We start from the raw sequence: 13369 nt of genomic DNA, 5'->3' as shown, positions 1-13369 counted from the left end.
GTGTACTGACCCCATAAAATTGGACACTATGTAGTTAAGCTGTTGCTTGATATTTATCGCGGAACTGAACCGGGCTCATCCTTAATTTAGATTTGATTCTTCTATTGTTGTATTTTTCCATAAAAGCTGAGAGCTCCTGCTTGAAGTGCTCTATACTTTCAAAATCTTTATGATAAAGGAACTCTGATTTCATTAACCCAAAGAAGTTTTCTATTACCGCATTATCGTGACAGTTGCCCTTGCGGGACATACTTTGTGTGATACCTGCTTTTTGTAGACGATCTCTATATTGTTTCATTTGGTAATGCCAACCCTGATCGGAATGGATCAGTAATTCATCCGTATCTTCTAAGCGTACAAGTCCTTTTTCCAACATCTCTCCTACGAGGTTATAGGTCGGGCGTGTTCCAAGCGTGTACGTAATGATTTCTCCGTTGAAAAGGTCAAGAATCGGGGAGAGATAGAGTTTTTGGCCGAATAGCTTAAACTCTGTAATATCCGTTACCCATTTTTGATTTGGTTTCTCTGCTTTGAAATTTCGATTTAAGATGTTCTCAGCTACTTTTCCGACTCGGCCTTTATAAGATGAATATTTTTTCATACGCACAAGGTAGCGAAGGCCTAACTCTTTCATCAGTCGATACACCTTTTTATGGTTTACTGGTCTCCCGTTATTTTCAAGCTCATTCTGAATGCGACGATATCCATACGTACCGTCTTCCCGGTGAAATATGGCTTTGATCTTTTCTTTTAAATCCCGGTCTGGATCCGGCTTACTCATTTGATTCATTTGGTGGTAATACGTACTGCGTGAAAGACCAGCCACTTCCACCATTTGCTTTACAGGGAAGTCATGCCTTAGTCCGAAGATGATTTGCGCTTTTTGTCTTTTGTCTGCCGGTCCTCTTCTTCGACTAAGGCGTTCAACTTTTTTAAATAGGCGTTCTCCATTCGAAGGTATTCCAATTCTTCCTCTACAGATTTAAACGTCTTTTTCGTTTTTTTATTATTTGGCATTGGAACGTTCCCCTTTCGTTTGGACGCAAGGGCTCCCATACCGCCATTCTTCCATTTCCTCATCCACCTTCGAACCATGGAATAATCGGGGATATGGAAGAGAGCTGAGGCCTCACGAATGGAATACCCTTCGTCTTCGATACATGTAATTACCTTCAGTTTAAATTCTGAGGAATAGTTTGTATAGGGATGCGCAAAAGCTTGATCTCCGTGATACTCATATAATTTCACCCAATAACGTAAAGCAGAGTTGTCTACGCCGATTTCTTTAGCTAGATGACGGTAGCTTATGGTTTCATCAAGATATCGATGGACGGCTTGAAATTTGTCTTCATTCGTAAATTTATTCAAGGTGTATCCCCCTTCGGTCAGAGTTAGAAGGTGTCCAACTCTTGGGGGTCACTTCACAGTCCGAGGAGGCTCACCGCGCTCCCGCGGAAAGCGAGTTATTCCCCGCAGCCCGATCCACCCAACAAAAGTCTCGAAGCTGAGTCTTCCACTAAAGGGAGCTTTCCTGGAAGAGGGAGGCTTTGATCTTAAATATGAATAATCATTCACTTTTTGTTGAATTTTCAGAATAGTAGGTATAAAATGGATGCATACTAACCGTTTGGTATGTTTTTGCGAAGGAGGAGGAAAAAGGGTGAACTTTGATTATTCCGATAAGGTTAAAGGCTACCTTGAAAAGCTGGGACGGTTTATGGATGAATACGTTTATCCGAATGAGTCGGTGTATGAGGACCAATTAAATGCACAGGATGATCGCTTTTCGGAAGTTCCTCCTATTATGGAAGAGCTGAAATTGAAGGCGAAAGAGGAAGGGCTTTGGAATTTGTTTTTACCTGACGATACATATGGGGCGGGTCTCTCAAACCTTGAATATGCTCCGCTCTGTGAGATGATGGGACGTTCGCTCATCGGCCCAGAAGTTTTCAATTGCAATGCACCAGATACAGGAAACATGGAGGTGCTTGCGCGCTATGGAAGTGAAGCTCAAAAAAACGATTGGCTGAAACCTCTGTTGAAAGGGGAGATCAGGTCCTGCTTTTCTATGACCGAGCCGGATGTAGCTTCTTCTGATGCGACAAATATTAAGTCTATCATTTCGCAGGACGGGGACGATTATGTCATTAATGGTCGGAAATGGTGGTCTTCGGGCGCGGGGGATCCAAGGTGTAAAATAGCCATTTTTATGGGGAAGACGGATCCAAATGCGAAGCGTCATGAACAACAGTCGATGATTCTTGTCCCTTTGGATACAGAAGGGGTTCACATAAAACGTATGCTGCCTGTGTTTGGGTATGACCATGCTCCTCATGGCCATGCAGAAATTGATTTTAACAATGTCCGTGTACCGAAGGAAAACATAATTTGGGGAGAAGGGAAGGGGTTCGCCATCGCTCAAGGGCGCCTTGGACCTGGAAGAATCCACCACTGCATGCGGTTAATCGGAGCGGCAGAACGAGCACTTGAAGATTTATGTAAGCGCGTTCAAAAAAGAGAAGCCTTTCATCGTCCATTGGCCGACCAAGGGGTGGTGCGGGAGTGGATCGCAGACTCCCGGATTGAACTTGAACAGGCGCGCCTGCTTACTTTGAAGGCTGCTTATATGATGGACACTGTTGGTAACAAAGAAGCGAAAACTGAAATCGCCATGATTAAGGTGGTCGCCCCGAATATGGCATTAAAAGTGATTGATCGGGCGATTCAGGCTCATGGAGGGGCAGGGGTCAGTGATGATTTTACATTGGCAGCCCAATGGGCAAATTCACGGACATTGAGGTTGGCTGACGGTCCGGATGAGGTCCATAGGAGACAAATCGCTAAACTTGAATTATCTAAATATGAGGAGTGAGACCATGCATGTTAAAGATCTTTTTGATTTGAAAGGTAAAACCGCCCTGGTTACGGGAGGTGGTCGCGGCCTCGGTGAGCAAATTGCTGAAGGTCTCGCAGAAGCTGGGGCAAATATAATTGTTTGCTCCCGTAAACAAGAGGCATGTGAACAAACAGCCCTCAGGTTGGAAAGTGAATGTGGTGTCGAGACTCTTGCCCTTGGATGCGATGTCACAAACCCTGATGATATTGATCGTGTAGTGGATGAAGCGGTAGCTAAATTCGGATCGATTGATATTCTTGTTAACAATAGTGGGGCTACGTGGGGTGCCCCGACACTTGAGATGCCCTTGGAAGCCTTCCAAAAGGTGATGAATGTTAATGTAACTGGAACTTTCCTTATGTCCCAAAAGGTTGGCGAGCACATGGTTAAGCAGAAATCCGGAAAAATCATCAATATCGCTTCTGTTGCTGGCCTTGGTGGAGCGGATCCAAGGTTTATGGAGACCGTCGGTTACAATGCCAGTAAAGGGGCGGTCATCACCTTTACGAAGGATCTTGCGGTGAAGTGGGGAGCGCATAACATTCAGGTGAACGCCCTTGCTCCCGGCTTCTTCCCGACGAAAATGTCGAAAGGTGTGCTTGAGCACGGAGGAGATTTCATTCTCGATCGAACGCCGCTCGGGCGCTTCGGTTCGGAGGAGGACTTGAAGGGAGCGGCTCTATTTCTGGCGTGTCGTGCCTCGGATTATGTGACCGGAGACGTTCTCGTTGTCGACGGTGGCATGCACGCTTCCTGTTGATGGATTTTGCTGAGTTAGGACGGGTAGACATGAAAGAAAAAATGATGGACACAATTATAGAGTTATTCGGTAAAAAGGGGTTCCAGGCCACTTCCATTCAGGACATTGTCGAAGCGAACGGGGTGACGAAGGGGACATTTTATTATTATTTCAAGAACAAAGAAGATGTGCTCGTTCATATCCACCAATCGTTTATTGACCACCTGCTGGACGGACAAGAGAAAATCATGACAAACGAAGGTCTGTCAAACTCTGAAAAGTTGTACCAAATTGTAGAATTGTTAATAAGCAATATCCGAACAAACGGTCATAGTGCCCTTGTGTTTTTTCAAGAAATGAGACACCTGAGTGAAGAAAAGACAGCCATCATTCTTCCAAAGAGGCAACAATTCCAGGAAAACATACAGAAAGTGCTGGGGGAAGGGATGGAGGCAGGCGAGTTCAAAAAAGACTTGCGTGCAGATATGTTGTCTTATGCAGTTCTTGGAATGGCGAACTGGAGCTATTTTTGGTACGAACCGGATGGTGAAGTGGATGAAAAGTCTTTGACTGATTTATATATGCGGTTGATTTTTAAAGGAATTGAGGAGGATACTCATGACGATTGAAAAGTTAGCGGTGATCGGAGCAGGCAGCATGGGGCACCAAATTGCCATGCTTGGTGCATTAGCTGGATATGAAACAAAGCTACAGGATATCAGTCAGGAATCATTGGAAAAGGCAGAAATGAAGCTTTCAGGAATTATGGACAAGTGGGTGAAAAAAGATAAAATCTCCAATGAGATGCGTGAAGAAGCTTTTACCCGCCTTCATTTCACCACAGAAATGGAACAAGCGGTTTCAGATGCCGACCTTGTCATTGAAGCTGTCGTTGAAAAACTGGATGTGAAGCGAGAAGTGTTCGCAAAACTGGATGAGCATGCACCTTCCCATACGATTTTTGCAACTAACTCATCGACCATCGTCAGTTCATTGATAGCTGACGCAACCTCAAGGCCGGATAAGGTGTGCAACATGCACTTTTTCTTCCCTCCACTTGTCATGGACTGTGTGGAAGTCGTCAAAGGCGAACATACGTCAGAAGAAACGGCTGCTGGGGCCATGAAGGTATGTGAAGAGATGAATCGGACCGCGGTTCTATTGCAAAAAGAAATCTCTGGATTTGTCGCCAATCGAATTTTATTCGCGATCCAAAAAGAAGCGATGAGCTTGTATGAGGGGGGATACGCGGATTATGAAGATATCGATAAAATCGTTAAAAAGGCGTTGAACCATCCAATCGGACCGTTTGAACTGATGGATTTGTCAGGGATCGATGTAGGCTATTATGTGATGCAGCAACAGTTTAAGGAGACAGGCGACCCCAAAGACCGACCATCTAAAACATTGGAAGAGAAAATGAAAGCTGGGGAGCTTGGCCGAAAAACAGGGAAGGGTTTTTATACCTATGAGAACCCTGTTAAAAGTTGAGGAGGAGAACAAATGCATGAAATGGAAGTGAACGTCAGGTTTTGTGAAACCGATTTATTAGGGCATGTGAATAACAATAACTTTTTTGTCTATATGGAGGATGCGCGCATTCGGTTTTTTAATGATCTTGCGCTGGTAGGAGATGATTGGAATTTTATCCTTGCTTCGACGAAATGTGATTTCATCAAGCAGGTGTATTTTAATCAGACGTTGATCATTCGGAGCCATGTCGTGAAAGTTGGGCGCTCCAGTTTCCATTTAGAGCAGGACATGTTTGAAAAGGAATCAGGGGAACTTGCGGCCAAGGGCTTGTCGGTTATTGTTCAATTCGACTTTGAACAACAGCAGAGTGTCGCACTGACATCTGATATGAAAGAAACCTTGTCATCTTATCAAATGGTTCCAAAATAAGGGGGGGGTCTAGATGGTTTATACAGAAGATACAAGGCCTGTCCGTCAAGGGGAAGAATTGGACGCAAAGAAGCTTGAACGTTATTTGAGACAACAGTTAGATATGCCTTCAGGTGATATTCAAATCAGGCAGTTCGGGGCGGGGCATTCCAATTTGACCTACGAACTTACAGTGGGAGAAGAGTGGAAAGCGGTCTTACGCCGCCCTCCTATGGGGCCGGTGGCTCCAAAGGCACATGACATGGAACGCGAATTCAAGGTTCTTCAATCTTTACATCCCGTTTATCCTTTAGCACCGAAACCCTATCTCTATGAATCTGGCAATCTGATTGGCCGCCCTTTTTTTCTGATGGAACGCAGAGAGGGGCTCGTATTTGATCACACCTACCCTGAAGGTGTTCAAGCGACAGAAGAGCTAGGTAGGAAGCTATCAGAAACTATGGTCGACCGGTTAGCAGAGCTTCATTCACTGGATTATCGGAACACTCCTTTGAAAGATATGGTCAAGCCTGAAGGGTTTATGGATAGGCAAGTGCACGGATGGATTAAGCGCTACGAGAAAGCGAGAACGGATGATGTCGTTTCCGGAGAGCGTTTAAAAAAGTGGCTGGTCGCAAATATTCCGGAATCCAAAGATGTTTCCATCATTCATTATGATTACAAGTTGAATAATGCCATGTTCAGTAATGAAGATCCTTCGCGGATGGTAGGTTTGTTTGATTGGGAAATGACCACCGTTGGTGATCCGATGGCTGATGTTGGTGCTGCCATGAGTTATTGGATTCAAAAAAACGATCCCGAACTTTTGAAAACGGGACTGGGGAAACCGCCGCTTACCGTTCAGAAGGGATTCTTTACAAGAGATGAATTCATTCACCGCTATGCTGAAAAAAGTGGTAGAGGCGTAGATGATATCGACTTCTATTTAACCTTCGCCTATTTCAAACTGGCAGGAATCGTCCAGCAAATCTACTATCGCTATAAAAATGGACAAACCGAGGATCCTAGGTTTGCAGGTATGCACGTCTTCGTCAATCAGTTGATCCGACATGCAGAAGAAACTGCAGGCCTTTAGCATGGGGGATGTCCAAGTCATCTTTAAGAAAGAAGATATCCTGCCGGAAGAACTGAGAGGGAAAGTCGTTGTCGTCTTTGATGTCTTATTCGCCACATCGACCATTACGGCAGCTATTGCAGATGGTGCGACCAGTGTCATTCCTGTATTCAGCCCGGATGAAGCGCGGAAAAAAGCGGAACAATTCAATGGCCCTTTCGTTATGGCTGGTGAAGATAAAGGAAGAAGGATTGAGGGGTTCGAACCTCCATTAAGAACATATTTGAAGTCGATCATCAAGGATAAGCATCTGATTTTGACGACGACAAACGGAACGATCGCGTTACACCAATCCAGACAAGCCTCTTCTCTATATGCCTCTTCACTACTAAACAATCCAGCGATGGCAACTCATATGGCAGAGCACCATAGAGAAGATGATGTCGTGCTCGTTTGTGCAGGGTCAAGCGGAAAATTTACGGTCGAAGACTTTTATGGTGTCGGCAGTTTAGTCTATCACATGCAAAAGAAAGGGAAGTGGAGGCTTTCCGATGGAGCCGTTACAGCTCTTGGTTTTTATAAGGGGAGTGGTGCTGCAAAGGAATTATTAAGGACCTGCAGGATTGGGAAATTGCTCGTAAAGGCCGGGCTTGATCCACAAGAGATTGATTTTGTTGCTGACGAAGGTTTATTTGAATCTATACTAACGTATGACCGTGAAAGCGGACAAATCAAGGAGGGTAAAAATGCAACCAGTTCAGCATAATGTTCGAGGTGGGGAGTTTTTGATTTCGGAAGTCTCAGAGGAGTCAGTGTTTACACCGGAAGATCGTACAGATGAGCATAAGATGATAGCTGCCACTGCTCGACAATTTATTACCCAGGAAATACATCCGAATAGGAATCGAATTGAAGACGGAGATTTTGATTTTGTATCGGGAAAAATGCGTAAAGCCGGTGATTTAGGGCTGCTTGGCCACAGCATTCCCGAAAACTACGGAGGTCTGGGGTTAGATAAGATCAGTAAAGGGATCGTCGGTGAAGCATTGGGAAACGCGAGTGGCTATAGTGTTGCCCATTCGAATCATACGTGTATTGCAACTTTACCGATCACTTACTTTGGTACAAAGGAGCAAAAAGAAAAATATTTACCTAAACTCGCATCAGGAGAGTACATAGGGGCTTATTGTCTAACAGAGCCAGAAGCAGGGTCAGACGCTCTTTCCGCAAGAACGACCGCTGTGCTGAATGAAACAGGTAACCAATATCTATTGAACGGTACCAAGATTTATATCACCAATGCTGCTTTTTCTGACACGTTTATCGTGTATGCGAAAGTAGACGGAGAGCATTTTACCGCTTTCATTGTCGAGAAAGACTTCCCTGGCCTTTCCATCGGACCGGAAGAACAGAAGATGGGAATTAAAGGTTCTTCGACATGTTCTGTCGTGATGGAAGATTGCGAGGTTCCTGCTGAAAACTTGCTAGGAGAAGTTGGTAAGGGACATCTGATTGCTTTGAACGTTTTGAATTTGGGGCGTTTCAATTTAGGTTTTGCCACGATGGGAGCGGCGAAATATAGTTTTCAGTTAGCCATTACCCATGTGAAAGAACGGAAACAATTTAAAAAAAGCATTGCTGAATTTCCGGCAACCAAGGAAAAACTCGCATCGATGGCCGCGCAAATCTATGGAACAGAGTCTCTGCTTTACCGGACCGCTGGTCATATTGAAGCTTCTCTTCACGGCCACTACGATTCAGAGGATCAACGGGCAACGGCTAAGGCGATGAATGAGCATAAGCTTGAAGCTGCAATTTGTAAGGTCACGGGTTCAGAAACGCTTGACGAAGTGGTAGATGAAGCGTTGCAGTTGCATGGAGGAGCGGGGTTCATCAAGGAATACCCGATTGAACAAGCCTATCGTGATTCTAGAATTAATCGAATCTTTGAAGGAACGAATGAAATCAACCGTCTCTTAATTCCAGGTGCCTTTTTTCAGAAAGCAGCTAAAGAGGAATTTGACGCAGCATCACTGATGGAAAAGGCGGAGTATTCACTTAAAAATGGCGGATATAAACAATCGGACCCTTGTAAAGAAGTTGTCGCTCTCATGAAGGATCTGTACCTTGTCTGCGGGGGAGCGGCTTATCGCATGTATGGAAAATCCATACAGGGTGAGCAGGAAATATTAATGAAGCTCGCTGATCTTGCTATAGATATATATCGTGTCGAGTCTGCGGTCTTAAGGACAACAAAAGCGGAACATGCGAAAGATCCAAGCCTTCCACTAAAAGAAATGATGACCTATACGTTAATTGAACAGTCCGCATTGAACGTCCAGCGCACCCTTACCCAACTCTTGTCCACCTTGCTGCAAGGGGAGGAACGTGTTCAAACGTTACGTCATATCCCCGTGCTATTGAGTGAGTACCAATGGGAAGGAGCGGTGGAAAGAAACCGTCAACTTGCCGATCGAATGATTGCAGCCGGTCAGTATGTATCATAAAAAAGGAGATGATCGAAATGAAACTAGGAAATGATCACTTGAGTGTGGATATAAAAGGGCCCGTATTATCCTGTGTACTGAACAGGCCGGATGCCTTGAATGCTTTTTCGGATCAAATGATTATCGGGCTCCAGAATGCCCTTGATGAAGCTGAACGTAATGATGATGTGAAAGTTGTGGTTCTATCAGGTGCCGGGAGGTCTTTTTCCGCTGGTGGAGATGTCAAATCCATGGGGACAGCTGATGCGCAGCATTTATATGACCACGTTGGGGAATTGAATCGATTGATTTTGAAAATTAAAGATTTAGCCAAACCAGTGGTCGCGGTAGTTCATGGCTACGCAGCAGGGGCTGGTTTTAACCTAGCCCTTGCCTGTGATCAGATTCTGGCAGGGGAAGAAAGTAAGTTTGTTCTAAGCTTTGCTCAAGTCGGACTTGTTGCGGATGGTGGCGGACATTACTTTTTATCCAGGTTGCTTGGTCCATACCGGACGAAAGAACTTCTCTTCCGTGCAGAACCTATCCCTGTTGAAACAGCTGCCGAATGGGGACTTGTGAATCGTGTGATTCCACTAGCTGACTTAGAAGAGGAGGCCATGAACTATGCTCTTGCTCTTTCCAAAGGACCGGGCAGAGCCATGGGGATGATGAAAAAAATCGTGGATCAGGCCGATCGCTCGGACTTAGCTACGATACTTGAACAGGAGCGGATCACTCAGACGATGATGGTTTCAACGGAAGATCACAAAGAAGGCGTACAGGCATTCAAGGAAAAGCGCAAACCTAATTTCGTAGGGAAATGAGGAGGATGACAATGAAAGCCATACAGTTCAAGGAATATGGAGGCCCTTCTGTATTAGAAAAAGTGGATGTCGATCGTCCAGAGCTTGAAGCTGGGGAAGTCCTTCTCAAGGTTCATGCTATTGGAGTGAACTATGCGGACACAGCAAGGCGTGAAGGGGCGTATGTTGTACCTACCCCTCTTCCCTTTATTCCAGGAGCGGAGGTAGCCGGGGTTGTAGAAGAAGTTGGTGAAGGGGTAAGCCGAGTCTCTAAGGGAGACCGTGTCGTGACTCTCGTCGGCTCAGGAGGCTATGCGGAATATGTGAAAACGAAGGAGAGTACTTTAATACCTATTCCGAACGAAGTGACAGATGAAACGGCTGTTGCTCTCCCCTTACAAGGGTTAACCGCTTATCATATCCTTACCACAATGGGGAGGTTGGAAAAAGGGGAAACCGTCCTCGTTCATGCAGCGGCTGGTGGTGTGGGTTCTCTCGCTGTGCAACTCGCCAAACATTTTGGCGCAGGTAAAGTGATCGCAACAGCAAGCTCAGAAGAAAAGTTGAAGCTTGCCCGCGATTTAGGGGCTGATCATGCGATCAATTACACCCATCCGAATTGGCGTGAGGAAGTGTTGGAGGTGACGGATGGAAGAGGTGTAGATGTGGCTCTTGAAATGGCAGGAGGCGATATCTTTCACGAGACCGTCAAGTGTATGAGAGCATTCGGAAGAGTGGTTGTTTATGGGGTGGCCAGCGGAGATCCAGCTCAAATGTACCCCTCTGGATTAATGAACCGAAACTTATCGGTTATCGGATTTTTCCTGCCACAGATAATGAAAAAACCCGTCCTTTTTGAAAAGAGCTTGAATCACTTGTTGAAAATGATTAAGTCGGGAGATTTGGAGTTGACCGTTGGCGGGGTGTTTCATTTAGACGAAGCGGCTCATGTGCATGAAGTCATGCAAGCTAGAAAAACAAAAGGAAAGCTGGTATTAAAGCCATAAATACAAAAGTACGACAGACTTGTTCTGTCGTACTTTTTTTGCAGGAACAAGGGAGGATGTTGTCGAATACAGATGACCACAGATGAAAAGGGGGAGAAGACTAATGTTTGAACACAGAATCGATGACGAGTTATCACTGAAAATGATTGACCACCGCGACGCGGAAGAGCTGTTTAAGTTATCGGATCGTTCCAGAGATCACATACAGGCATGGCTTCCATGGATCCATTTCACGAAAGAGGTCGAAGATACAAGAAATTACATAAAGATGAGCTTACGCCGTTATGCGGAAAATAACGGTCTGACCGTTTGCATCCTTTACAAGGGGGGAATTGCCGGTGTCGTTGATTTTCATGAGATCGATGAGAAAAACAAAGTGACCAGCATCGGGTACTGGATGGGAGCTGATTACAAAGGCAAGGGGCTCCTTACACGATCATGTGAAGTGTTGTTCGACTATGCGTTTGAAACGATAGGGATGAACCGCATTGAAATTCGAGCGGCAGCTAAAAATAATAAGAGCCGGGGAGTACCGGAGAGGTTGGGTTTCAAGCAGGAAGGTGTCATCAGGCAGGCAGCCCGACTTTATGAAGAATATACAGATCATGTGGTATATGGAATGTTAAAAGAGGATTGGGTGAAAAGGGAGGGGATCAATTGAATGTCACCTCTGTAGAACATATTCAAAAAAAGAGCCCGGTAAAAAAGGAATGTGAAGATGCCTTTGTTTTAAACCCACAGGCTGGTATTTATGGCGTTTTGGATGGGGCTACTCCCCTTGTCTGTTTTGAAGATGAAGCAGGCCACAATGGAGCCTACCTTGCTGCACAAATTTTCAAAGCTAAACTGGATCAGTTAAGTGGTGGTGAAGGGTTAGCTCAAGCGGTAGAAGAAGCGAATATTCATCTCCGGGAAGAGATGGAAAAGTACGCAGTACAAGTAGATCTCGGAGAAGAACGCTGGTCCACATGCGTGGCTGCAGTTGAAGTCATGAATGACCATATTCAATATGTGCAGCTGGGAGACTCTATGATCCTCATAGAGGATGAAGAGGGTAAGGTTACTGTCCTCACATCGGACTCTGTAAAAGGAATTAGCGAAAGGGCCAAGCAAAAACGTGCAGAAGGAAGAAAGGCTGGGGAGGAAATCCCTCCTGAGAGTTATTATGATATACGAATGAATAAGCTCCGCTATAACCGACGGCTCGCAAATGTGGAAGGTGGCTATACTGTTGCTAATGGTATGCCTGAAGTGATGGACTGCCTTGATCAGGGAACGATAAGTAGAAGAGGGGTTCGCAGCCTCTTACTGATTTCTGATGGACTCTTCCATCCGAAACTTTCCCTTGAAGAGACCTATCATAGAATTCGGGAAGTAGGATTGGAAGCTTATGTTCAGGAATTGACGGAGCACTTAAATAAACACGCTCTCCATATTGATGACAGAACAGCAGTCTGGATCAAATTAAAAGAAGTGCCTCCTTTATAAAGGAGGCACTTCTTATTGGGGCGCTCAAGTAACGATAGCCAGAACGAAACCGTCATATCCTTTACTTCCTACCGTCTGAAAGGCTGTGGAATCCAGGTTTGGATGGTTATTGAGTAAATCAAACATCTCTCGTATACCGATAATACTCTTATCATTGCTTTCCGCATCAAGCAGTCTTCCATCACGAACAACATTGTCTACTAAAATCGTTGTTCCAGGCTTAGATAATGTAAGGGCTTCTTTGATATAGCGGGGGTTATTATCCTTATCTGCATCGATAAAAATGAAATCAAAGGGTTCACGCCCTTCCAAAGTAGGCAAGGAATCTAGTGCGGGGCCGACAATCACTTCTACTTTATCTTTCACACCCGCTATTTCGAGATTGTTTGAGGCCACTTCCGCGTGCTTCGGATTGAATTCGAGTGTCGTGATATGACCATCTTCAGGGAGGGCTTTCGCCATCCAAATCGTGCTGTATCCACCGAGTGTACCGATTTCTAATACATGTTTTGCTGTTTTCATCTTTACGAACAGCTGAAGCATCTTTCCCTGGGCTGCGGACACGTCAATAGAAGGGAGTCCTGCTTCTTCATTTGCCTTTAGCACATTCTCCATGACAGCATCTGAAGGGATTAACTGATCGATAAAGTATTGATCCACTTGTTTCCAAGTCTCCAGGTTACTCAATCAAACCACTCCTTATGTATAGGTTTCTTCCAGTGTAATCCTCATCCAATAAAAACTCGAGCAAAAAGGTACTTTATATTACCAATCCCTTATTAAAGTAAATGGCAGGTTTCTTGAAGACTCAGTTTCGAGATGTTTTTGAGTGGATGGGGGCTGCGGGGAATGACTCGCTTTCCGCGGGAGCGCGGTGAGCCTCCTCGGACTGCGTCCTGTGGGGTCTCACCAAGCACTTTTTTCCCGCAGGAGTCTCGCCATTCCCCTCCACCCTCTTGCTGGAAGAAATTCTCGAAACTACCTTCCAGCAAGA

The 13369-nt window shown here is 45.1% G+C and carries 14 protein-coding genes; 12 read left to right on the top strand and 2 right to left on the bottom strand.

Annotated features, from left to right (window positions below; genetic code table 11):
* Positions 1 to 34 precede the first annotated feature (34 nt).
* Positions 35 to 1368, bottom strand: a protein-coding gene (locus VKA52_RS07230; RefSeq protein WP_326314776.1) for an IS3 family transposase whose coding sequence is annotated in 2 segments (ribosomal slippage) — positions 35 to 921 and positions 921 to 1368 — 1335 coding nt in all. Because the reading frame shifts where the segments join, the coding sequence is not laid out codon by codon here.
* A gap of 292 nt (positions 1369 to 1660) precedes the next feature.
* Here VKA52_RS07230 and VKA52_RS07225 point away from each other — a divergent pair.
* The 12 genes from VKA52_RS07225 (at position 1661) to VKA52_RS07170 (ending at position 12375) form a co-directional block, all read left to right on the top strand.
* On the top strand, positions 1661 to 2872 hold the full coding sequence (locus tag VKA52_RS07225) for an acyl-CoA dehydrogenase (protein ID WP_326314774.1): 1212 nt from the start codon (positions 1661 to 1663) through the stop codon (positions 2870 to 2872).
* Positions 2873 to 2876: 4 nt separating this feature from the next.
* Entirely contained in the window at positions 2877 to 3656 is a 780-nt protein-coding gene (locus tag VKA52_RS07220) for an SDR family oxidoreductase (RefSeq protein ID WP_326314772.1), read from the top strand.
* 29 nt (positions 3657 to 3685) lie between these two features.
* Positions 3686 to 4264, top strand: a complete 579-nt coding sequence (locus VKA52_RS07215) for a TetR/AcrR family transcriptional regulator (RefSeq protein WP_206948392.1) — start codon at positions 3686 to 3688, stop codon at positions 4262 to 4264.
* Complete coding sequence (locus tag VKA52_RS07210) at positions 4254 to 5126, top strand: 3-hydroxyacyl-CoA dehydrogenase family protein (protein ID WP_326314769.1); 873 nt, start codon at positions 4254 to 4256, stop codon at positions 5124 to 5126. Before VKA52_RS07215 ends, VKA52_RS07210 begins: the two co-directional genes overlap by 11 nt.
* Positions 5127 to 5138: 12 nt before the next feature.
* Positions 5139 to 5537, top strand: a complete 399-nt coding sequence (locus VKA52_RS07205; protein WP_160914213.1) for an acyl-CoA thioesterase — start codon at positions 5139 to 5141, stop codon at positions 5535 to 5537.
* A 13-nt stretch (positions 5538 to 5550) separates the two neighbouring features.
* Entirely contained in the window at positions 5551 to 6612 is a 1062-nt protein-coding gene (locus VKA52_RS07200; protein WP_326314766.1) for a phosphotransferase family protein, read from the top strand.
* Between the two features lies 1 nt (position 6613).
* Positions 6614 to 7357, top strand: a complete 744-nt coding sequence (locus VKA52_RS07195; protein WP_326314764.1) for a 2-phosphosulfolactate phosphatase — start codon at positions 6614 to 6616, stop codon at positions 7355 to 7357.
* A complete protein-coding gene (locus VKA52_RS07190; RefSeq protein ID WP_326314763.1) occupies positions 7338 to 9098 on the top strand; it encodes an acyl-CoA dehydrogenase family protein in 1761 nt (586 codons plus the stop codon). The genes VKA52_RS07195 and VKA52_RS07190 overlap by 20 nt, the downstream gene beginning before the upstream one ends.
* Before the next feature lie 17 nt (positions 9099 to 9115).
* Entirely contained in the window at positions 9116 to 9901 is a 786-nt protein-coding gene (locus VKA52_RS07185; RefSeq protein WP_160914220.1) for an enoyl-CoA hydratase/isomerase family protein, read from the top strand.
* An 11-nt stretch (positions 9902 to 9912) separates the two neighbouring features.
* The gene (locus VKA52_RS07180) at positions 9913 to 10887 is read left to right on the top strand and encodes a quinone oxidoreductase family protein (protein ID WP_326314762.1); all 975 of its coding nucleotides are present in this window, start codon (positions 9913 to 9915) and stop codon (positions 10885 to 10887) included.
* Between the two features lie 103 nt (positions 10888 to 10990).
* Positions 10991 to 11548, top strand: coding sequence for a GNAT family N-acetyltransferase (locus tag VKA52_RS07175; protein WP_326314761.1), 558 nt, complete (start codon positions 10991 to 10993; stop codon positions 11546 to 11548).
* Entirely contained in the window at positions 11545 to 12375 is an 831-nt protein-coding gene (locus VKA52_RS07170; protein ID WP_326314759.1) for a protein phosphatase 2C domain-containing protein, read from the top strand. Before VKA52_RS07175 ends, VKA52_RS07170 begins: the two co-directional genes overlap by 4 nt.
* Positions 12376 to 12399: 24 nt before the next feature.
* Here VKA52_RS07170 and VKA52_RS07165 read toward each other — a convergent pair whose 3' ends face one another.
* Positions 12400 to 13062 (bottom strand): O-methyltransferase, encoded by a 663-nt coding sequence (locus VKA52_RS07165; RefSeq protein ID WP_326314758.1) that lies wholly within the window; start codon positions 13060 to 13062, stop codon positions 12400 to 12402.
* Between the last annotated feature and the right edge of the window lie 307 nt (positions 13063 to 13369).

Origin of the sequence: Halobacillus sp. HZG1 (assembly GCF_035818575.1) — a bacterium.
Taxonomy (GTDB): domain Bacteria; phylum Bacillota; class Bacilli; order Bacillales; family Halobacillaceae; genus Halobacillus; species Halobacillus litoralis.
Note: the sequence above shows the minus strand (reverse complement) of the source record. Positions and strands in the feature narration are given on the sequence as shown.

What these genes read in the sequence shown, in the direction of transcription:
- VKA52_RS07220 (WP_326314772.1), top strand. Translation starts at nt 2,877, where the DNA reads ATGCATGTTAAAGATCTTTTTGATTTGAAAGGTAAAACCGCCCTGGTT.
- VKA52_RS07215 (WP_206948392.1), top strand. Translation starts at nt 3,686, where the DNA reads ATGAAAGAAAAAATGATGGACACAATTATAGAGTTATTCGGTAAAAAG.
- VKA52_RS07210 (WP_326314769.1), top strand. Translation starts at nt 4,254, where the DNA reads ATGACGATTGAAAAGTTAGCGGTGATCGGAGCAGGCAGCATGGGGCAC.
- VKA52_RS07205 (WP_160914213.1), top strand. Translation starts at nt 5,139, where the DNA reads ATGCATGAAATGGAAGTGAACGTCAGGTTTTGTGAAACCGATTTATTA.
- VKA52_RS07200 (WP_326314766.1), top strand. Translation starts at nt 5,551, where the DNA reads ATGGTTTATACAGAAGATACAAGGCCTGTCCGTCAAGGGGAAGAATTG.
- VKA52_RS07195 (WP_326314764.1), top strand. Translation starts at nt 6,614, where the DNA reads ATGGGGGATGTCCAAGTCATCTTTAAGAAAGAAGATATCCTGCCGGAA.
- VKA52_RS07190 (WP_326314763.1), top strand. Translation starts at nt 7,338, where the DNA reads ATGCAACCAGTTCAGCATAATGTTCGAGGTGGGGAGTTTTTGATTTCG.
- VKA52_RS07185 (WP_160914220.1), top strand. Translation starts at nt 9,116, where the DNA reads ATGAAACTAGGAAATGATCACTTGAGTGTGGATATAAAAGGGCCCGTA.
- VKA52_RS07180 (WP_326314762.1), top strand. Translation starts at nt 9,913, where the DNA reads ATGAAAGCCATACAGTTCAAGGAATATGGAGGCCCTTCTGTATTAGAA.
- VKA52_RS07175 (WP_326314761.1), top strand. Translation starts at nt 10,991, where the DNA reads ATGTTTGAACACAGAATCGATGACGAGTTATCACTGAAAATGATTGAC.